Origin of the sequence: Phormidium tenue FACHB-1052, from assembly GCF_014696675.1 — a bacterium.
Classification (GTDB): domain Bacteria; phylum Cyanobacteriota; class Cyanobacteriia; order Phormidesmidales; family Phormidesmidaceae; genus Nodosilinea; species Nodosilinea tenuis_A.
The window spans coordinates 1-19,595 of record NZ_JACJQN010000027.1; the positions used below are offsets into that span (position 1 = coordinate 1).

A 19,595-nucleotide genomic window follows, 5' to 3' on the forward strand; every position below is an offset into this window, starting at 1 on the left:
AACCTTGGCTTTGTTTCTAGACTATGTAGTTGTCGAGGTTCGCTAAGCCCTCGGTCAGTCGCGCAGTTCAGCGCGTTTCCCTCAGGCGCTTTATCAATATAAGGCGGATTCCCTGGAGTGTCAACTACTTGGGACTATTTTGTTCCCGTGGCCTAAAACCCACACAACACAAGGGTTTCAGTCGCTCCGAAAAGCCCCGAAAGCAGGATTGACTAAAACTTTCTCGGGAAAATTTTTTGCTAAACGCTGCATCTTAAGTCTGAAATACAGGCGGTAGCAGCATCTGCAGCGTAGTGAAACGGCCTCTGTGTCTGTGTTAAGGGGGGTTAAGGGCAGGCTGTATCTCCGATACAGATAGTCTCTAAAAGCTTTTATTTGTATTGGCCGCTAGCAACAGGCTATCCGCGACTATCTACGAGCTAAGCCGGGGATGCTGAACGGTAGGGGTACTCTTTACTTTTTTGCTGCTGCTTGTTTGGGGTGAGTGGGCGCTGTTGACCCAAGGGAGTTGGTTCCCTTGGGTTGGGGCTGTCCTATCCTTTAGCTTTCCCCAGCTTCCTTAACCCGCTGTGGCACAGACTCATGACTATGAGGAGTTTTTTCCATGTCTTCGGTAAAGAACGGCAGACTTTTGGTTCGCGCTTGTGTTGGCCTGATAGTTAGTTTGCTGGCAGTCAGCTGTGCTTCGTCTGCCTTGGCACCTGACCATTCCAAAGCCCCGGTACGAACGGTCGACCTCACGGTATCGGCGGCAGCCAGCTTGGAGAATGCCCTAGAGGCGATCGCGCCTGAATTTCATGTGGCCTACCCCACGATTGAAATTAGCTATAACTTTGGTGCCTCGGGTGCCCTGCAGCAGCAGATTGAGCAGGGTGCCCCAGCTGATGTCTTCTTTTCTGCTGCTGTCAAGCAGATGGATGTGCTAGCTGAGAAGGGACTGATTCTAAAGGATTCCCGACGGGATGTACTGACAAATACCCTGGTGCTGATTGCCCCAGTTCAGTCGCAGATCGCGGTTACAGATATGGCCCAGATTAAAGATGCTGAGGTGGGAATTATTGCAGTGGGGGAGTTTCGTAGCGTACCGGCCGGGCAGTACACAGAGCAGGTGTTTACTAAGCTGAATCTGCTTGAACCTCTGCGGTCAAAGCTGGTGTTTAGCAACAATGTGCGGGGTGTGTTGGCTGCTGTAGAGAGCGGCAACGCCGACCTGGGCCTAGTCTATGCCACCGATGCGGCTCTTTCGGAGAGAGTCAAGGTGTTGGCTACGGCGTCTGCGGCAACTCACCAGCCCATTGTCTACCCGATCGCCGTGGTGAGCGCTAGCCCAAACCTTGACGCAGCGAGGATGTTTATTGCATTTTTGCAGACGCCCGTGGCTCAAACTAAGTTTAAGGAGTTTGGCTTTGGGGTTGTTGCTCCATAACGCCCGCCCTACGGCTGCAAAACTTACCTATGATTTTCCTCTCTCCCCTGTGGATCTCCCTTCGCATTGCTGCGATCGCCACTCTGCTAGCCTTTATCTCAGGCATTGCCGCCGCGCAGTTTATGCAGGGCTATCGGGGTCGCTGGCGATCGCTCTTAGACAGCCTGTTTTTGGCCCCCATGGTGCTGCCTCCTACGGTGCTGGGCTTTTTGCTGCTGCTGCTGCTGGGTAAGTATGGCCCCCTCGGGGCGCTGATGGGAGCAGCAGGAGCCAACGTTGTGTTTACCTGGTATGCGGCGGTGATCACCGCGACGGTGGTGGCATTTCCGCTGATGTACAAAACCGTGCTGGGCAGCCTGGAGCAGATCGATCGCTCCGTGCAGCAGGCCGCTCGCACCCTGGGCGCAACCGAGTGGCAGCTGTTTTGGGGCATTACGCTGCCCCTGGCTCTACCCGGTATTGGAGCCGGTACTGCCCTCGCCTTTACCCGTGCCTTGGGGGAGTTTGGGGCCACCCTGATGCTGGCGGGCAATATTCCGGGCAAAACCCAGACCCTGCCCATGGCGATTTTTTTTGCCGTCGAAGCCGGAGCCTTTCGCGAAGCCGCCCTGTGGACTGGGGTGATTTTAGCTATTTCCCTGAGCGGGCTGATGCTGATGAACCGTTGGCAATCTAAAGGTGCTAGATTGCCGGTCTTGGGGTGGATCGAGCGAGGCCGGGCTGTTGTTCGCCACACCATCAGTAGGCCGTTCGAACCCTCTGATGGGAAGACACTCTGCGTAGGCGCAGCTAATTCCAAAACGCCGCACCACTCAGTCACCGTGCCCCCTCACCTCTCGGTTGAGATGACCCACCATCGGCCTGGGTTTAGTCTGGATGTGGCCTTTTCTACTGACAACCATCCCCTGGGTCTGCTGGGGGCCTCGGGAGCGGGTAAAAGCCTGGTTTTGAGGTGTCTGGCGGGGCTAGAGACACCCCACAGCGGACGGATTGTGATGAACGGGCGGGTGCTGTTTGACTCGGCGTTGGGGATTAATTTACCTAGCCGCGATCGCAGAGTTGGCTATCTCTTCCAGCACTACGCTCTGTTTCCCCACCTCACCGTGGCCCAAAATATCGCCTACGGGCTGCGGGGTTCGAAAGCGGCGATCGCCCGCGAGGTGGCCGAGCAGCTCCAGCAGGTGCAGCTGGTCGGGTTTGGCGATCGCTATCCCCACCAGCTCTCTGGTGGTCAGCAACAGCGGGTGGCCTTAGCCCGCGCCCTGGCCCCCAACCCCGAAATTTTGCTGCTCGATGAGCCCTTTTCAGCGCTCGATGCTCACCTACGCAGCGAACTCGAAAAGCAGCTGCTCAAGACCCTGACCGATTACCAAGGCCTCACCCTATTTGTCAGCCACAACTTGGAAGAAGCCTACCGAGTGTGTCAGCGCTTGCTGGTGCTCTCGGGCGGCAGCGTGGTGGCCGAGGGGCCGAAACAGGCCGTTTTTGACAGCCCTGGCAGCGTGACCGTAGCCCAACTTACCGGCTGCAAAAACGTTTCGGTACTGCAACGCCAGGGCGATCACGCCCTAAAAGCGCTGAACTGGCACTGCACTCTGCAAACCCTGGAGCCGGTGCTGCCCACCCACACCCACGTAGGCATTCGCGCCCACCGCCTGACCTTTCCTGAGCAGCCCACCCAGCCCAACACCTTCCCCGGCTGGATTGCCTGGACCAGCGAAACGCCCCACCGCATTAGTCTCTATCTCAAACTGGGCAGCCCCCCCGCTAACCTCGACGATTATCACCTTCAGGCGGAGGTCTTCAAAGACAGATGGGCTGAGCTGAAGGATCGGCCTTTTCCTTGGTATGTGCATCTTGATCCGGCTCAGCTGCTGTTGTTGGGGAGCTAGGGGACTGCTTTAAGGGTTGCGGTTTAGGGTTTGAGGTGTAGGGTTTAAGGCAGGTCGTGAACCTGGAACCTTGAATACTCACTAACCTGTCGTCTTTTGCTTGGCAGACTGTTGGTGAGCTGTCCACCTTTACTGAAGAAGTTCGTCATGTTGCCGCGATCGCCTGTATGACCTATGCAACACCTTTTTGGGCTTTGGGCTGACTCCTCCCTCCCTGGAGGGGATGACGCTGGTCCGTTTCTGACCTTCTCTGGGATAGAACCCTGAGGTCCTGTATTACCCACGTGAGGATTTGACCATGTTGACCCGCCCTGACCCAGTCATGGATCTTTGGAAAACCAGGAGCCATCCCCTCGACCCCATCTTTGCCCCCCGGTCGGTGGCGGTAATCGGGGCCACCGAGCGCTCTGGCAGCGTGGGCCGCACGGTGCTGTGGAATTTGATCCGCCACCCCTTTGGTGGCACGGTGTATCCAATCAACCCTAAGCGGCGCAATGTCCTGGGCGTTCAGGCGTTCGATCGCATCCAGTCGCTTCCCGAAGTGGTGGATTTGGCGATCATCGCGATTCCTGCACCGGGGGTGCCCGCCGTGGTGCAGGATTGCGTCGCTGCCGGGGTTAAAGGCGCGATCATTCTCTCGGCGGGGTTCAAAGAGATTGGGGCTGAGGGCGTTGAGCTAGAGCGGCAGATTAAGGCGATCGCGGCGGGTCGCCTGCGGCTGATTGGCCCCAACTGTCTGGGCATTCAGAATCCGCTGACGGGGCTGAACGCGACCTTTGCGAGCCACCTGGCGAGGCAGGGCAACGTCGGCTTTATTAGCCAGAGCGGGGCGCTGTGTACCTCGATTCTGGACTGGAGCCTGCGGGAGAACGTGGGTTTCAGCGCCTTTATCTCCCTGGGTTCCATGCTCGACGTGGGCTGGGGCGATCTGATCGATTACCTGGGCGACGACCCCCATACCCACAGCATCGTCATCTATATGGAATCGATTGGGGATGCCCGGTCGTTTTTGTCGGCGGCGCGGGAGGTAGCGCTAAGCAAGCCGATCATTGTGATTAAAGCCGGGCGCACCCAGGCGGCGGCCCAGGCGGCGGCCTCCCACACCGGGGCGCTGACGGGCAGCGATGCGGTGCTCGATGCGGCCTTTCGCCGTTGCGGCGTGCTGCGGGTTGACCACATCGACGAGCTATTTGATACCGCCGAAGTGCTGGCCAAACAGCCGCGCCCCCGGGGTCCGCGCCTGAGCATTATCACCAACGCGGGCGGGCCGGGGGTGCTGGCGACGGATGCGTTGATTCGCGCTGGGGGTACCCTGGCGGAGCTTTCTGCCGCTAGCTTGGATGCCCTCAACGGGGCGCTGCCCTCCCACTGGAGCCACGGCAACCCCATCGACATTTTGGGCGATGCCGAACCAGCCCGGTTTGCCCAGGCGCTCAAGACCACCCTGGCTGACCCCGACAGCGACGGCTGCCTGGTGGTGTCACCCCCCAGGCCATGACCGACCCGACTAAAACCGCTCAGGCGGTAGTCGAAACCTGGCGCAGCAGCGAATCGAGCCAGCCGATTTTGGCCAGCTGGATGGGAGGCGCTGAGGTCGATGCCGGCGAAGATATTCTCAACCGGGCGGGGATACCCACCTACCGCTACCCCGATCTAGCGGCGCGATTGTTTGGGCTGCTGTGGCGGCACAGCTATGCCCTCAAGGGGCTCTACGAAACCCCAACCTTGACCACCAGCCAAGGCATCGATCGCGCCACTGTGGCCACCATTCTGCAAACGGCCCAGGCGGAAGCACGCTCCCTGCTCACCGAAACCGAGTCAAAGGCGGTGCTGGCGGCCTACGGCATTCCGGTGGTGCCGACCCAGGTAGTGGCGACGGTGGAGGAGGCGATCGCTGCTGCCGACGCGATCGGCTATCCCGTAGTTCTCAAACTCTATAGCCACACCCTCACCCACAAAACTGACGTGGGCGGCGTGCAGCTCAATCTCGACAATAGCCATGCCGTCGCTCGGGCCTTCGATCGCATCCGCACCGGCGTCACCGAAAAGGCGGGGGCCGAGCATTTCCAGGGCGTCACCGTGCAGCCAATGATTCGCACCGATGGCTACGAGCTGATTTTGGGCAGCAGCCAGGATCCGCAGTTTGGCCCGGTGCTGCTGTTTGGCACTGGCGGCCAGCTGGTTGAGGTGTTTCAGGATAGCGCGATCGCCCTGCCTCCCCTCAACAGCACCCTGGCCCGCCGCCTGATGGAGCAAACCCTAATCTACAAAGCTCTCCAGGGGGTGCGGGGCCGAGAGGCTGTGGATATGGATGCTCTAGAGCAACTTTTGGTGCGCTTTAGCCAGCTGGTGGCCGAGCAGCCCGATATTGCCTCGATCGATATCAATCCTCTACTCGCCTCGTCCGAAAGACTGCTGGCCTTAGATGCGCGGGTGATCCTTCGCGCCCCTGACTCACCGCCTGCCCGGCTAGCTATTCGCCCCTACCCCACCCAATATGTCTGGCCTGGGGGCAACGGCGTTACCATTCGCCCTATTCGCCCCGAAGACGAGCCGCTGATCACCGCCTTCCACGACATGGTGTCTGAGCACAGCGTTTACCTGCGCTACTTCCACCCCATCAAGCACAGCACCCGCATCGCCCACGATCGCCTCACCCGCATCTGCTTTAACGATTACGACCGCGAGATTGCCCTGGTGGCCGAAGTGAGTGCCCCAGACCCCAAAATCATCGGTGTCTGTCGGCTCACCCAAAAGTATGGACTGCCCGAGGCCGAGTTTGCCATGCTGGTGGCCGACTCCTACCAGGGTCAGGGCTTTGGCACCGAGCTGCTGAGCCGCCTGATCGAGGTAGCCCGCACTGAAGGGCTAGAGCGCCTGACGGGGGAAATCTTAGCTGAGAACCACGGCATGCAGCGCCTGTGCAAACGGGTCGGGTTTCAGCTCAAACCCACGGCAGAACCCGACGTTTTATCCGCCACGTTAGACTTGACCCTCTGAGGTCGAAGAAACAAGGGTCACCTGCCCAGGGTTACGACCAGCTGCACGGGTGAGTTGCAGTCTGGCTAACTTCATGGTCAAAAGTCCGTGCTTGGATGACCTATGGTTACCAGCCCAGGCAGCCATCGCCTGATCGCCACGTTGCTCTGCCCCAATCCACCCAAGTACAAGCACTCGGGTTACTCAGGTGGATTGGGGTTTAACACCTCCTCGACCTCCATCTCTAAAATCGATTCGCCCGTGGTGAGGGTCAGCCGTCTAAACTCCCCCCGCAGCTGAATGGATTTGTCGAGTAGCCTGTAGAGAGCTTCTGTATCGGTAGCCTTCGATCTTAGGTAGACCGTCTCCAGCTCGGGTTCTACTAGATAGAGCCGATTGTCCATCCGGCTGTCGGGGTGACTGGCGCTATCAACGGCAAGTTGCCCTGACAGCACGACATCTGCTGGCTGCTCTAACACTTTCACCAAGCCCAGACAGGCGATCGCACCGGCAGCTGCGCCCACCAACATGCCTCTGAAAAACCCTTGGCGCATGGTCCATCTCCCCAATCAGCAGATGCCGCCAGTTTAGGTCACCAACCCACCGGTTTTGGTGAGGGTGCCATAATCGAAAGCATGCACCTTGTGGTTCCACCCCCTATGCCCGCCATTGACTACCTGCGCATTAGCCTTGTGGATCGCTGCAACTTTCAGTGCCAGTACTGTATGCCGGAAGGGGCCGACTTGCAGTATTTACCCCAGCAGTCATGGCTGTCCCGCGCCGAACTGCGGCAGCTTTTAGAGGAGGTATTTATGCCTCTGGGGTTCTCGAACTTTCGGCTCACTGGGGGCGAGCCGCTGGTGCGACCCGGCATTGTCGATATCGTGCGCGATATCGCAGAATTGCCGGGGACCAAGGACTTATCCCTGACCACCAACGCCTTTTTACTCAGCGATTTGGCCCAGAACCTCTGGGACGCGGGGCTGCGGCGGGTCAACATTAGCCTCGATTCGTTGGATCCCGTCATTTTTGATCAAATTGTGGGGGGGCGCGGAAAATCCCGCTGGCCCCAGGTTTGGGATGGCATTCAGACCGCTCACCGGGTGGGGTTCTCGCCGCTGAAGCTCAACGTGGTGGTGATTCCGGGCGTCAACGACCACGAAGTGTTGGATCTGGCGGCCCTAACCTTTGATCGCGAGTGGCACGTGCGGTTTATTGAGTTTATGCCCATCGGCAACGACAGCCTGTTTGAGGCCAAGGGCTGGGTCGATTCGGAAACGCTGCGCGATCGCATTCGCCAGCGCTGGGGCCTGACTGCAGGCGATGTGCTGGGCCACGGCCCGGCAGACGTGTTTCAGATTCCAAGCGCTAGGGGCACCGTGGGGTTCATCAGCCAGATGTCGGAATGCTTTTGCGATCGCTGCAACCGCATGCGTCTGTCGGCTGACGGCTGGCTGCGCCCCTGCCTGCTCAACGAAACTGGCCAAATCGACCTCAGAACCTCCCTGCGCGAGGGCGTCCCTACCACAGAACTCAAGCGCCAGGTAGCTGAGTTGCTGGCCGATAAGCCCGAGATCAACTACAAAATGCGACAGTCGGGCACCAGCGGAGCCTACGGGCGCACCATGTCGCAGATCGGCGGCTAGCCCAAAAACAGCTTGTAGGCGGGGTTTTGGTTTTCGTCCCAATACTGGTAGCCGAGGGTGTCGAGAAAGCTTTGCCACTGAGGCATTTCCTGGGGCGGCACCTGAATGCCGGTGACGATGCGGCCATAGTCGGAGCCGTTGTTGCGGTAGTGAAACAGGCTGATGTTCCAGTCGGGGCTCATGGCGCTGACAAACTTCATCAGCGCGCCGGGGCGCTCGGGGAACTCAAAGCGGTAGAGCAACTCGTCGTGGGCCAGGGCTGATTTGCCGCCCACCATATGGCGCAGGTGCATTTTTGAAAGCTCATCGTCGGTCAGATCCAGCGTTTTTAGGCCTTTGGATTCAAATACCTGGGCCATAGCGGCGGCATCGGCCCGACCCTGAACCTCTAGCCCCACAAAAATGTGGGCTTCGTGGTTGTCGGCAATGCGGTAGTTAAACTCCGTCAGGTTGCGGGTGCCCAGGCATTCGCAAAAGGCTTTGAGACTGCCTGGCGTCTCGGGGATGGTGACCGCAAAGATCGCCTCGCGGTGTTCGCCGATCTCGGCCCGCTCGGCTACGAATCGCAGGCGATCGAAGTTCATGTTGGCTCCGCAGGCCACCGCCACCAGGGTTTGATCAGTGATGCCCTCGCGCTCAACGTAGGCTTTAGCTCCGGCGATCGCCAACGCTCCCGCTGGCTCCAAAATCGATCGCGTGTCCTCAAACACGTCTTTAATCGCCGCGCAGATGTCGTCGGTGCCCACCAAAATAATGTCGTCTACATACTGCTGACAAAGGCGAAAGGTCTCTTCCCCCACCTGGCGCACCGCTACGCCATCGGCAAATAGCCCCACGGTGCTCAGTCGCACTCGCTCTCCAGCTTTCAGCGATCGCGACATCGCATCGGCCTCGATCGGCTCCACGCCGATAATCTTAATCTCCGGTCGCAGTCGCTTCACGTAGGCGGCAATACCCGAGATCAGCCCGCCGCCACCGATCGCTACAAACATGGCGTGAATGGGCTGCGGATGCTGCCGCAGAATCTCCATGCCGATGGTGCCCTGACCCGCAATCACATCTGGGTCATCGAAGGGGTGGACAAAGGTCAGCCCCTTTTCCTCCGAGAGCTGACGGGCGTGGGCATAGGCATCGTCGTAGGTTTCGCCATAGAGCACCACCTCGCCGCCGCGCGCCTTCACCGCATTCACCTTCATCATCGGCGTGGTTGTGGGCATGACAATGATGGCGCGGGTGCCTAGCTGCTTGGCCCCCAATGCCACCCCCTGGGCGTGGTTGCCCGCTGATGAGGCAATCACCCCCGCCGCCAGCTGCTCCGGCGATAGGTGGGCCATCTTGTTGTAAGCCCCCCGCAGCTTGAACGAAAATACCGACTGCATATCTTCTCGCTTCAGCAGTAGCCGGTTGTGCAGCCGTGCGGACAGGCTGGGGGCGATGTCTAAAGGCGTTTCCTGCGCTACGTCATAAACTCGGGCCGTGAGAATGCGTTCGAGGTAGTCGGTAGGCATTGCAGGGGAGAAACGAAGGAATAAACCCTCATTTTAGAGGGCTGGTGTATCTATAGCGTTGGCTATTGCGCTTAGAACCAAAGGCAGTACCACTGGCAAAAGCTGGGGCGGTGCATTGGCCTTAACAATCATCATCAATTTTTGGGAAAGGTCTAAGGTAGCCTCCTGACCTTGTACCCAAAACCCTATACCCTTTCCAATACTAGTCTTGTTCCCTTAGCCACTTCAGTTCTAGAGCTTAAAGTAGGCCAGTGCCCGCTGGAGCTGGGCGGCCTGAGACGCCATATCGTGGCTGGAGGTAGCTAGCTGCTCTGCTGCTACTGCGTTATGCTGAGTGACTTCGTCCAACTGCCCCATAGCGCTGTTGATCTGGGCAATGCCGTTGTTTTGCTCCAGGCTGGCACGAGTGATGTCGGCCATCAGCCCCGAGGTCTGCTGAATGCTGGGGACGATTTGCTTAAAAAGATCGCCGGTGCGTTTGCTAACTACCATACTGCGATCGGCTAAAGCCGTAATTTCCTCTGCAGCCGTACGACTGTGTTCGGCCAGCTTGCGCACTTCCTTAGCGACGACCGCAAACCCTCGGCCATGTTCACCAGCTCGGGCGGCCTCCATGGTGGCATTTAGAGCCAGCATATTGGTCTGCTCGGCAATATCCTCAATAACGTTGATTTTGGCGAGAATTTCCCGCATCACCTGCATCGTTTCGGTGACTGCCTGTTTGCCCTCATCCACCATAGTTGCCGACTGAATGGCCGATTGATAGGTGTGCTTGGCTTTTTGAGCATTGCTGTTAATGACAGCATTCATTTGCTCAATCGACACCGTCGTTTGAGCCACCCCAGCCGCTTGCTTAGAATTGCCAAAGGAAAGCCCCTGGGCAGCGTCGTTGAGATGGGCAGAAATTTCTAGCATCTGTTTGGCCGCCACCTGTTCGTCCTGAATAATGGTAGACAGACGCGTAGTCATCATCCTCATGGCCTCTAGCATGCGGCCAATTTCATCATCTCTACCAGCCGGGATTTCAACCTGCAAATCTCCGGCGGCAATGCGCTGAACGATCGCCGCCGTCGCGAGAATCGGCTGCGTAATGCGATCCGCTAGATAGTAGGCCAGAGTGATCACCGCGAGACCAATTAAAATGCTGCCCCACAGAATGCTCAGCGCTAGCTGGGATGAAAAATCAAGGGTGTTGTTGAGATCACTCTCAAGGGCGGCGAGCCCGTTCTGAGAATCGTTCAGAAAACTCTCGATGGTTTTGGTATAGGCATCTTTAGTCTGTTGGTACTCGGCACCATCCAGTAAAGCCAGGGCTTGTTCAGATTGCCCTGCCTGTAGTAGCCCAAGGGTTTCTGTCTCTAGCTCAGCCAGTTTGTCGTTGAGCACCTTTTGTTGATCAAAAAGCGCCTGAATTTTAGGGTCAGCGGCATTGGCCTGGGCCGCAATAATCAGGTTTTCGAGTGGAGCAAAGTAGAAATCGTAGCGTTCTTGCCAGCGGCTATCTTGGGTCAACACGTAGTTGCGCATCGACTGCGTGAGCACCTCGTCTAACCACATGATCTGCTGAGCGCGGGAGAGCTGTTGCTGTGATGCACTGACAGAAACCAGCCTGGTGCGAATTTGCTCGATGGCGGAGTAGGTCACGGTACCGACGGCGGTGAGCGTGAGTGCACCGAAGAGATAACCGACAAAAATCCGCGTGCGAATTTTGCTAGAGGCCAATCTCTTGAATAGAAACATGATCACGTTTTCCCTGGTTGCTGTAGATGGGGTTGAGCGGCGGCAGCGGTATCAGTAACAGTCTGTTCTGGTGTTCTGTCCTGACAAAGGATCTCCCCGCTGGCTAACAATGCTCCTGGCCTGAGCAAAGAACGTTACACAATTCTTCCCGTTATAAAGTGTTACTCAACGTCTCTTTGGCTAGAGAATTTTGGCTTTAGGGTGCTGGCTGGCAGCGAACGGGGGCTGAGCTTCGTCAACCGCTGGCAAAAGGCCTCGCCGGAGGATCTGCCCTCGGTATCCTGCGATAGAGTTGCAGAGGAAATTGGCACAGTCCCTATGGCCCTTCGTTCAGCTCGTCGTCCTAAAGTTTCAACCGCCAGCGCTCCGGGTGCTGTGCAGATTTGGGTCGGTACTCGCTCTCGTCGGCTCTGGCGCAGGCCATTGGTGCTGGGGCTGGTGGGGGTTGGGCTCAGCGGCGGACTGCTGCTGCTGGGGCTGAGTTTTCGCCTGGGGCTGCGGCTGATGCTTGACCCAGCGGCGTTGCCCCAGGCCCTAGCTCGCTTGGCGCGATCGCAGCCAGTGAACCTGCCCCCCGCCATTAGCCTAGAGGAGCTGCGCCAGCAGGCGGAGGCGAGCCAGCAGCAGATGGGAGAACCGCTGCCGTTAGATATGCCTGGAGCCAAAGATCGGGATGCGCTGATTGTGCCGGTGTTTGAGGCGACAGGGGCGATCGCATCCCTTCACCTATTTGCGAACGAGGGCAGCGGGAGAGAGCTGCGGGCGATCGCCACCTTGCCCACTGCGGCCCTGCCTAAAGACACCGTGCTAGCGCCCTGGCTCAGCAGGCCCCAAGTGCCTACGGCTGCTCCGGCAAATTTTAACTTCACTCGGGTCGTGCCGCTGCCGGCCCCACCCGTTGCCAGCGACGGGCTTTGGTTCACCCTAGAGGGCAGTTGGCAGCAGCAGGGCCTCACCCTGCGCTACGGTCAGCTACTGCATGTTGACCCCGAGGCCCAGCAGCTAGAGCTGCTCACCCCCTGGAGCAGCCCGGCCAACCGTCCGCCCCAGTGGGCCGACCTCGATGGTGACGGCCCTAGCGATCTCGTCATTGACGAAACTGTGGGGCTGGAGCCAGCCCTGCGCGGCTTACAAGTGATGCCCGGACCGCGCCTCCAGTCAGTGTCGTGGGTGCGGGTGCCGGTGGATGCCGGTGCCCAGGCAGGCGACTATCAGCAGGCTCTGCGCCTGGCTCGAAGCGGACTATGGCACCCCGCCCAGGCCCAGCTGGCCAACCTCAAAACAGGCTTAGCCCAAAGCTGGAATCCGGCAGCGGAGGCCCAGCTGCGGCTGATGGAGCGCCATCGGGCGATCACCCGTCAGCAGGCTGAACAAGATTGGTCAACGCCCACCCAGCACATTCTCGCCCTGCTAATCGACGGGCGATGGGAGCCGGCCCTGACTCGGCTGGAGGCTAGCCCTGAGCTACTGCCCACCCTGCTGAATCGCCTCGGCGTTGACCGCGGTCGCCTGTGGAACCGCATTAGCGCCGCCGCTGCCCTGCCCGACCCGCCACCGGCTGTGTATGTGTGGGGCGGTCTAGCCCTCAAGGCTCAGCAGAACCAACCCACCAATCGAGATGGGGCTACCCCAGACTGGCTCAATCGCCAGCCGGTGACGCCCGCCGCCCGCCAGCGGTTGGCCAAGGTTTTGGCCACTCTGACCACAACCCAGGCACAAGCGGTTGCCAGCGCTAAGGCAGGTGCAACCGCCGCGATCGCCGCCCAGCCTTCTAGTACCCAGGCCACAGGAAATATTGCCCTGCCGCCCGTCACCGCCCTCATTGGCCAGGCCCGCTCCATCCCTGCCCCCCAGTCTGGCTATGCCGCCCCCGGCCAATCGCTCGATGCCGCCCTAGGCCAGTGGTACGCCATTGATGTTAAGGCAGTGCAAAGTCAAACCTGGCAGCGGGGGATGGGGGCAATTCCCGCTGGGGCAGCTCCGGCAGCAATCTGGCCAGCGGTACAGCCAGCGGCCCAGGCATCGCCTCAGCTGCTGCGCTGGGTGAGCCCTACCACCGGCGTTTCGGCCCCCCTAACCGTGCGCGGGCTCAGCTTAACCAATGGCACCGTGACGCTACTGGCTACCGGCCCCGCCACCAATGCCTCTGCTCTGCCGCCGCTGGCGTTTTCTCAGGGGGCGCTGATGTGGCTTGATGCTGACCAGGGCCAGAGGGCAGAATCAGGGGCGATCGCTGCCATAGCCGCCACAGTCTTTGGCGATCAGCCGTTGCCGACAGACTTTGAGGCTGCCCTGGCCAGCCTCACCCAGCACAGCATTGACCTGACCGGTGACGGCCAGCCAGAGCGAGTGCTGACCTTAGATAATGCGGCCTTGGTTCAGCTCCAGTCCTGGGGGGTTCAGGTGGAAGGCACTGCCCCAAAAACCATCATTGTGGGTCAAGACAACAGAGTTCTCTATAGCGATCTAGCCCAAACCCAGACCCTCATAGCCCTAACTAGCCCTAACGCGGGTCAGCCTGTGGAGTTGCTGGTGCACCGGGCTGAAGAGTACGAGCTATTAATTTGGCTATCGGCCACCCAGCGGTTTGAGTAAAGCCTCTACCTCGCGACCAGAGGAAACAATCTAGGCCCCAATGGGTGCTTTCAGCCCCGTTAGCGCCCTAATCTACCCTAAAAAATGTAAAGAGGTCTAACGGCGATCGCTATTTGCTTACCCCAATTGGGTACCCTCGCCTGCAAAACCAATAGTACACACATCCTACAGAGCAAATAAGTCCCCTGGTGAAACTGGTATAAACAACCACACCGTAACTGTATTCAGCTCAACAGGATTAGCTAGCAAATGTAGCGCAAGCCTCGCCCATGCCCTCGCCGTCTACATTGCGGCCTGTTAAGGAGGCCGCAATGTAGACGGGTTACCTTTCTTGAGCGCTGCTAGAGCGCTGCTTGGTCAAAATACTCTTCATATGCTTTTTGACAGTATTAGGCGTAATGTTTAGCGTTTCAGCGATTTGTTTGTAGGTGTAGTTAGTTTGGTGTAACAGCCACACATCTTGTTCACGGGAGGTCAAGCCCATTTGCCTAGCTTCTTCTAAGGCAATATTCTGAGAAAATTGGTTTTGGTCTTCCATATTGAGCAGCAAGTAGTTATAGCTAGAGTTATCTCCTTGAATCCAACGAGCATAAATATTAAACACCGTGAGACAATCCACAAAAATAGTGGACTGATTTAGCCAATTTTGCTGAGAAAACTCGCGTCGAGCCCCTCGCATAAACTTTGTGATATGCATGATTTCCTTAGGAATAGCCTGAGCCCCCTCGGTGCATCGAGTCATTTTTTCTACTATAGCGAGTGCTTTTCTATTGATGTAAATCAATTTATCTTGATCGTCAAGCAAAATAATTCCTCCTAAAACATCAGTCAGAATGCTCTTAAGCAAACTAGGCAAAGAGGCATCGTGGGCAATATTAGGCAACTCAACAAATGTGTCGCTAAGGCTAAGGTTAAAACTGCCCAAGGGGGTCTTTAAAACCATAATTCACCTGAAATTTTTAGCATTAAATCTTTATTACTTGGATATTACTCCTAATGATTCAGGCACAATATCCCGGCTATTTTTCTTGGCCTAATATCTAGCAAATGCCGATTGCTTTCATCTAAAGGAACAGATTTTCAATGCTATCACTCTTTACCATGCGGCATATTGACCCCACGCAAATATCTTGTATGCTTGCTTTCAATCTAAGCCAAAGGCAAACTTTTTCAAGTCGCCATTCCGTATAAATACGACTATATTTGTTGCAAATGGAGCAGCCGTGTCTGCGTGCATAGAGTTTGGCCCATACAAAGATTTAACCAGTCAATACTGGTCAGTTAAACACTATCAGTAGTGGTAAAGATGGCAAAAATGCCATCTTTAATCCATATATAAGGAATTTGAACTGAATTTTAATCCTTAAAACTAGGGTACCTGTAGAGGGGGATTTTCAAATCTGGCTGCTTTTGTGACGATGCAGGCTACAGGGAGCTAACTCACCTACTTTTTCTGAAGCAGGGACGATAGAAATTAGCTCCTTGCCGGTAAATTCACGTCCAACAAGCAGAGGTTACCTCTATGACTACGACGCTACCGACCATCGAACAAAAGGCAGAAATCGTTGCACCCGCTGAAATTGCCAATCCCCCCCAAGAATTCATCAACCGACTGCCCGCCCAAGGCGGTCTGGTAGGTGATACAGAAACCTATAGTCGTGAAATTTTGGGGCAGAGCCAGTTTGAACTGTATCACCTCAAAGCCACCGGTCTGCGAGGGCAACTGCCGCCCTGGGGGCCGCACCCGGAACAATCTAAGCACATTGTTGATCTCGACGAAGATCTGCGAGTTGGCCTGGTGATTAAATTTGACCAAAGCCCGCTCACGCGATTGCTGCTGTGCTTGGGAGTAGATATCAAAGCCTACTTTCACTTTGAGGGTCTTGGTTCTGCGGCAGCAGAAAAAGATCTCACCGTGATCATTAAATCGGTTGAAGGCCAGTTTAAGTACTGGGTTGGCACCGTGATTAAACCCCAAGATCTTGGCTTGACCAAGGGGTACTACCTAGTAGGAGCTACCGTCGAAGTGGGGCCAGTAACGCATCAATGCGGCCAAGTCATTCTTGGCTATGGCTACATTGGCGAGCGCCGACTCCAAATTGCCGACCAGCCCTTTAGCTAGGGGCTTTGCATGCAGGGATTGACCAGGGGTTTAATCCATCTGCGCAGTCCCTGTGATCGGTTCCGGCATTGAGTCAACTTTTAACTGGCAGGTTGCTAGTGCCTGCTGGTTTTCTTAAACCGTTGCAAAGCTGGGATAGGGCAAAAGCAGAGTCCCTGACCTGGCGCTAGTGGAGAACGAACTATGAGTACCTCATCTGGGGGGACATCCCCAGCTCACGATCATCCTTTGAATCCAATTAAGGGTATCGGCCCCGCCCGCCAGCAGCTGCTACGAGAGCGACTTTCTATTCACACTGTGCAAGATTTGGCCGCTGCATCAGCCGAAATGATTGAGGCGTTGTTTCGTTCAGCGGGTCAGTCTGTGACTCGGTCTAAGGCAGCCGATTGGATTACCCAAGCCAGGCACTTAGCCGACTCAGCCGTTAGCGATGGGCCTTCAGACAGTGACCCTGTAGCGGCTCAGATTTCGTCAGGCGCTGATGTCATCTCGCCCGATCAGGTGCCGTCAGAGGGCAATGGGTCTAAAGATAACCCTGAGCCTCAACCCGATCGGCCTCATGCAACAGACGCATCCGCAGAACTGATCACGTTGAGGATGGGTCAGATCAGAGTGATACAGCCTCCAGAGACGGGCGTTCCCCAAGTGGCGACAGCGTGCGATCGCAGTCTGCCCGGGCCGCTTTTGAACAAGCAACCTTTTCAGATCAGCCTTACCTTCGAGCTAGACGGGCTAGCTAGCCTACCGCTTTCGCCCCAGGCTAGCTACAGCCTACAAGGATTTGTAAAATCGCTGGCATATCCACCTCAAACTACCGCTTTGGGCGAAAGTCCTGCCCATTTTTTGGCAGGTCACCGTTCGCCCTACAGCGCCCTGATTACAGTGCCTGGGTTGGCGTCAGGGCTATATCGACTACAGCTACTGATTGCTTTTCAGGGTATCTCCATTCCATTTGGCATGCATGAGATCCCACGTTTTCAGGTAGTTTAAACTGCCAAAAATTGTAGTCAATAATCATCATAAGCTTTGGTCATGGGCACCTTTGACTGGCGACACTTTCTTGAGAACTGGAGCCAAGACTATCTCGCTTGCACAGAAAAAGACAATACACCTAACTCCGAGGTTTTGGCATCTGGCTGGCTTGGGTTTCCGGGAGCTACCGAAGTTCAGATCGCAGAGACCGAGGCTCGACTTTCAATTCAGTTGCCGTCTTCCTACCGGGAATTTTTAAAAATCAGTAATGGTTGGAGGCAGACAACGCCTTTTATTTATCGCATCTTAGCGGTTGAGGAGGTGGAATGGTTTCATGTTAGGCATGCGGATTGGATCGCCTCATTCAGCCAAAGATATGGCCAAACTCAGGCTCCGACACCGGCTGACTGTCAATCTAATGGTACCTATCCAGGTCACAGGATTTCTGATGCTGATTACTTGACTTATGGGAATGATCAAGACTGTAGCAAGATTCGCATTGAGTATTTGAGCAGCAGTTTGGAGATCAGTGAAAAAGGGGAGTCTTCAATTTATTTGCTCAACCCTGAAATCATGAATGATCAGCAGGAATGGGAAGCCTGGTTTTTTGGCGACTGGCTGCCGGGTGCTGACCGATATCCCTCTTTCCAGGCCATGATGGAGGCAGAGTATAAGAATTTTTTAGATTTGAGAGATGTGCTTTAGAGTCAGGTTAAACGGTAAAAGCGTGCTCCCAATATATAAAACCCATTGACAAGCATTCTCAACCTAGTTGTCGGTACAACCGGAGATACGGAAATCATGGTGGCATCCCCTTTAAAGTCAACTCTTTTTAATTTTTTAGCAGAGCAAGGTTTTGAAGATGCCTCTATTACTAACCCAAAAACTATTTCCGATAAAATAGACGATCATCAGTTTAATAAAGCCCTGGTGGAGGAGTGCATTGGCGGCATTTTAGTCTTTACCGAGCAGCAGCAGCTTGTGTATGCTAGCAAAACAGCTCATCAGGTTTTAAGTCAGTTAAACCAGGAAAGTTCGGCGTCTTGCTTGATACCTGACGAAATTTTGCACATTTGTCAGTCTTTGATTCAAAGTCGGCATTTGTTTCCTGAGCAAAACTGGCTGATTGAGTTCGATATTTTCACCAATGCGGCAACTACACTCCACATTTGCTCGCGCTGGCTGACGGTGGATGTGGTGGCCAATCCCTGTCTATTGCTCACCATTGAAGATCGCCAGCAAGCCATTCTTAATCTTGTGTTGGAGAAGGCTAATCGCTATGGTTTAACCCCCCGAGAAAAGGAGGTTTGGCTACTTCAGCACAACAACTACACCTATAAACAAATTGCTGCTGAGTTGGGCATCACTCCAAATACGGTTAAAAAGCACACTCGCAGCATCTACGCAAAGAAGAAAGCCCATCAGGAGGAGGAGACTTGATATCGCTTTGGGTGTTATACCCTTGGCTGCAATAGTTCAGGTTATTTGGCCGCAAAAGGGGTTGTGTAGAGGCGATCGATCCGAAATTCAAGGGAGGTAGTCTGGTGCTCCCAGGTGAGTTTTTCGATGACGATGTCGGCGTGGGCGAGCCAGTTTTCATCGACCAAACTCAGCGGCACATCAATAGGAAAAATGCGGTAGCCGTTTTTTTGCACCCGGTGCCGAGCCCCGACTTCGAGCGTAGCGGGGTAGCCCTGATCAGGTTTGAGTTTGAGCAGGCTATTGACTTGGCAAGGCATTCCCATCGGCTGTGTCTCGGTTTAGGGTTTCGGGTTTTAGACAGGGTAATCTGGCGCAGAGGTTAGAGATTAACCTCTACTGCGCCGCTGCGTCTAGGCGCTGCTCCCAATGGCCCGCCATGGCCCCCAGTAGCCCCAGAGCAACTGAGTCAAGGATTATCCTAGGTCTGTGGGTTTTATCGTGGGATAAAATTCGCGTTGCCACAGCGTTTTTGCGATCGCCCCATGCCCCCAACAGCCCACCCCCCAGCCGCCGCCGTCATCGCCATCGAGAATGTGTCGCGGGTGTTTGGCAGCGGCGAGGCGGCGGTGCGGGCTTGCGATCGCATCAACATCACCATTGCCCCCGGCGAATACTGCGCCATCATGGGCCAGTCGGGCTCGGGCAAATCGACGCTGATGAATATCATCGGCTGCCTCGATCGCCCCACCCGTGGTCGCTACCTCCTCGACGGCACCGATGTCTCAACGGTGGACAAAACCCGGCTGACCCGCATTCGCAACCGCAAAATTGGTTTTATCTTTCAGCGCTACGAGCTGCTGCCCAACCTGACGGCACTAGAAAACGTAATTTTGCCGATGATGTACGCCGGGTTGGGGCGATCGGTGCGGCAGCGCCGGGCGGCAGCGGCTCTCACCCACATGGGCCTGGCCAACCGCATGGATAAACGCCCCTCCCAGCTCTCGGGCGGGCAGCAGCAGCGGGTCGCCATTGCCCGCGCCATCGTCAACCAGCCGGTGCTCTTGCTGGCCGACGAGCCGACAGGGGCGCTCGACTCGCAGTCGGCAACAGAGGTGCTGAGCATTTTTGAGGCCCTGCACCAGCGAGGCATTACCATCGTCATGGTGACCCACTCCCACGAAGTGGCCCGCCACAGTCAGCGGATTATTATGATGAGCGATGGCCGGGTTACCGACACCCACCTTAGCCCTGCCGAACTGGGCCACCTGGCTCCCCTGTAGCCCCTGCCGTTAG

General features: G+C 56.3%; 16 protein-coding genes. 11 read left to right on the plus strand and 5 right to left on the minus strand.

Translation table 11 applies throughout. The annotated features are described in order from the left end of the window. The first annotated feature begins 604 nt into the window (after window positions 1-604). The 4 genes from modA to H6G07_RS27275 all read left to right on the plus strand — a co-directional run bounded on the left by modA (window position 605) and on the right by H6G07_RS27275 (window position 6,318). Window positions 605-1,426, plus strand: coding sequence for a molybdate ABC transporter substrate-binding protein (gene modA / locus H6G07_RS24585; protein ID WP_073610970.1), 822 nt, complete (start codon window positions 605-607; stop codon window positions 1,424-1,426). 29 nt (window positions 1,427-1,455) lie between these two features. Next, a complete protein-coding gene (gene modB, locus H6G07_RS24590) occupies window positions 1,456-3,318 on the plus strand; it encodes a molybdate ABC transporter permease subunit (protein ID WP_073610971.1) in 1,863 nt (620 codons plus the stop codon). 298 nt (window positions 3,319-3,616) lie between these two features. Further along, entirely contained in the window at window positions 3,617-4,816 is a 1,200-nt protein-coding gene (locus H6G07_RS27270) for an acetate--CoA ligase family protein (protein ID WP_425320116.1), read from the plus strand. Continuing rightward, window positions 4,813-6,318, plus strand: a complete 1,506-nt coding sequence (locus H6G07_RS27275) for a bifunctional acetate--CoA ligase family protein/GNAT family N-acetyltransferase (RefSeq protein ID WP_425320117.1) — start codon at window positions 4,813-4,815, stop codon at window positions 6,316-6,318. The genes H6G07_RS27270 and H6G07_RS27275 overlap by 4 nt, the downstream gene beginning before the upstream one ends. A gap of 179 nt (window positions 6,319-6,497) precedes the next feature. On the opposite strand, the gene H6G07_RS24600 is transcribed toward H6G07_RS27275, so the two are convergent. Beyond that, window positions 6,498-6,851 carry a hypothetical protein gene (locus H6G07_RS24600; RefSeq protein WP_073610972.1) on the minus strand — a complete coding sequence of 118 codons (354 nt, stop codon included), beginning with the start codon at window positions 6,849-6,851 and terminating at the stop codon, window positions 6,498-6,500. 105 nt (window positions 6,852-6,956) lie between these two features. Between H6G07_RS24600 and moaA the strand changes: the two genes are divergently transcribed. Then, window positions 6,957-7,943: a GTP 3',8-cyclase MoaA gene (moaA, locus tag H6G07_RS24605; protein ID WP_073610999.1), complete on the plus strand. Its 987-nt coding sequence runs from the start codon at window positions 6,957-6,959 to the stop codon at window positions 7,941-7,943. Here moaA and ilvA read toward each other — a convergent pair. Both ilvA and H6G07_RS24615 read right to left on the minus strand, forming a co-directional pair. Next, window positions 7,940-9,451, minus strand: a complete 1,512-nt coding sequence (gene ilvA, locus H6G07_RS24610; RefSeq protein ID WP_073610973.1) for a threonine ammonia-lyase, biosynthetic — start codon at window positions 9,449-9,451, stop codon at window positions 7,940-7,942. The two genes, moaA and ilvA, sit on opposite strands and share 4 nt — an antisense overlap. 231 nt (window positions 9,452-9,682) lie before the next feature. Then, entirely contained in the window at window positions 9,683-11,191 is a 1,509-nt protein-coding gene (locus tag H6G07_RS24615; RefSeq protein WP_073610974.1) for a methyl-accepting chemotaxis protein, read from the minus strand. 318 nt (window positions 11,192-11,509) lie between these two features. On the opposite strand from H6G07_RS24615, the gene H6G07_RS24620 reads away from it, so the two are divergent. Beyond that, complete coding sequence (locus H6G07_RS24620) at window positions 11,510-13,786, plus strand: hypothetical protein (protein WP_139297198.1); 2,277 nt, start codon at window positions 11,510-11,512, stop codon at window positions 13,784-13,786. A 322-nt stretch (window positions 13,787-14,108) separates the two neighbouring features. Here H6G07_RS24620 and H6G07_RS24625 read toward each other — a convergent pair whose 3' ends face one another. After that, window positions 14,109-14,729, minus strand: a complete 621-nt coding sequence (locus tag H6G07_RS24625; RefSeq protein WP_073610976.1) for a helix-turn-helix transcriptional regulator — start codon at window positions 14,727-14,729, stop codon at window positions 14,109-14,111. A 579-nt stretch (window positions 14,730-15,308) separates the two neighbouring features. Here H6G07_RS24625 and H6G07_RS24630 point away from each other — a divergent pair. The 4 genes from H6G07_RS24630 to H6G07_RS24645 all read left to right on the plus strand — a co-directional run bounded on the left by H6G07_RS24630 (window position 15,309) and on the right by H6G07_RS24645 (window position 18,320). Next, window positions 15,309-15,908: a hypothetical protein gene (locus tag H6G07_RS24630; RefSeq protein WP_084173645.1), complete on the plus strand. Its 600-nt coding sequence runs from the start codon at window positions 15,309-15,311 to the stop codon at window positions 15,906-15,908. Window positions 15,909-16,091: 183 nt separating this feature from the next. Further along, window positions 16,092-16,898, plus strand: a complete 807-nt coding sequence (locus tag H6G07_RS24635) for a helix-hairpin-helix domain-containing protein (RefSeq protein WP_139297199.1) — start codon at window positions 16,092-16,094, stop codon at window positions 16,896-16,898. 42 nt (window positions 16,899-16,940) lie between these two features. After that, on the plus strand, window positions 16,941-17,585 hold the full coding sequence (locus H6G07_RS24640) for an SMI1/KNR4 family protein (RefSeq protein ID WP_073610978.1): 645 nt from the start codon (window positions 16,941-16,943) through the stop codon (window positions 17,583-17,585). Between the two features lie 45 nt (window positions 17,586-17,630). Then, the gene (locus tag H6G07_RS24645) at window positions 17,631-18,320 is read left to right on the plus strand and encodes a helix-turn-helix transcriptional regulator (RefSeq protein WP_139297200.1); all 690 of its coding nucleotides are present in this window, start codon (window positions 17,631-17,633) and stop codon (window positions 18,318-18,320) included. Between the two features lie 41 nt (window positions 18,321-18,361). Here H6G07_RS24645 and H6G07_RS24650 read toward each other — a convergent pair whose 3' ends face one another. Next, window positions 18,362-18,625, minus strand: a complete 264-nt coding sequence (locus H6G07_RS24650; RefSeq protein ID WP_073610980.1) for a DUF2584 family protein — start codon at window positions 18,623-18,625, stop codon at window positions 18,362-18,364. Window positions 18,626-18,844: 219 nt separating this feature from the next. Here H6G07_RS24650 and H6G07_RS24655 point away from each other — a divergent pair, with 219 nt between their 5' ends. Continuing rightward, window positions 18,845-19,582: an ABC transporter ATP-binding protein gene (locus tag H6G07_RS24655; RefSeq protein ID WP_073610981.1), complete on the plus strand. Its 738-nt coding sequence runs from the start codon at window positions 18,845-18,847 to the stop codon at window positions 19,580-19,582. Window positions 19,583-19,595: the final 13 nt, after the last annotated feature.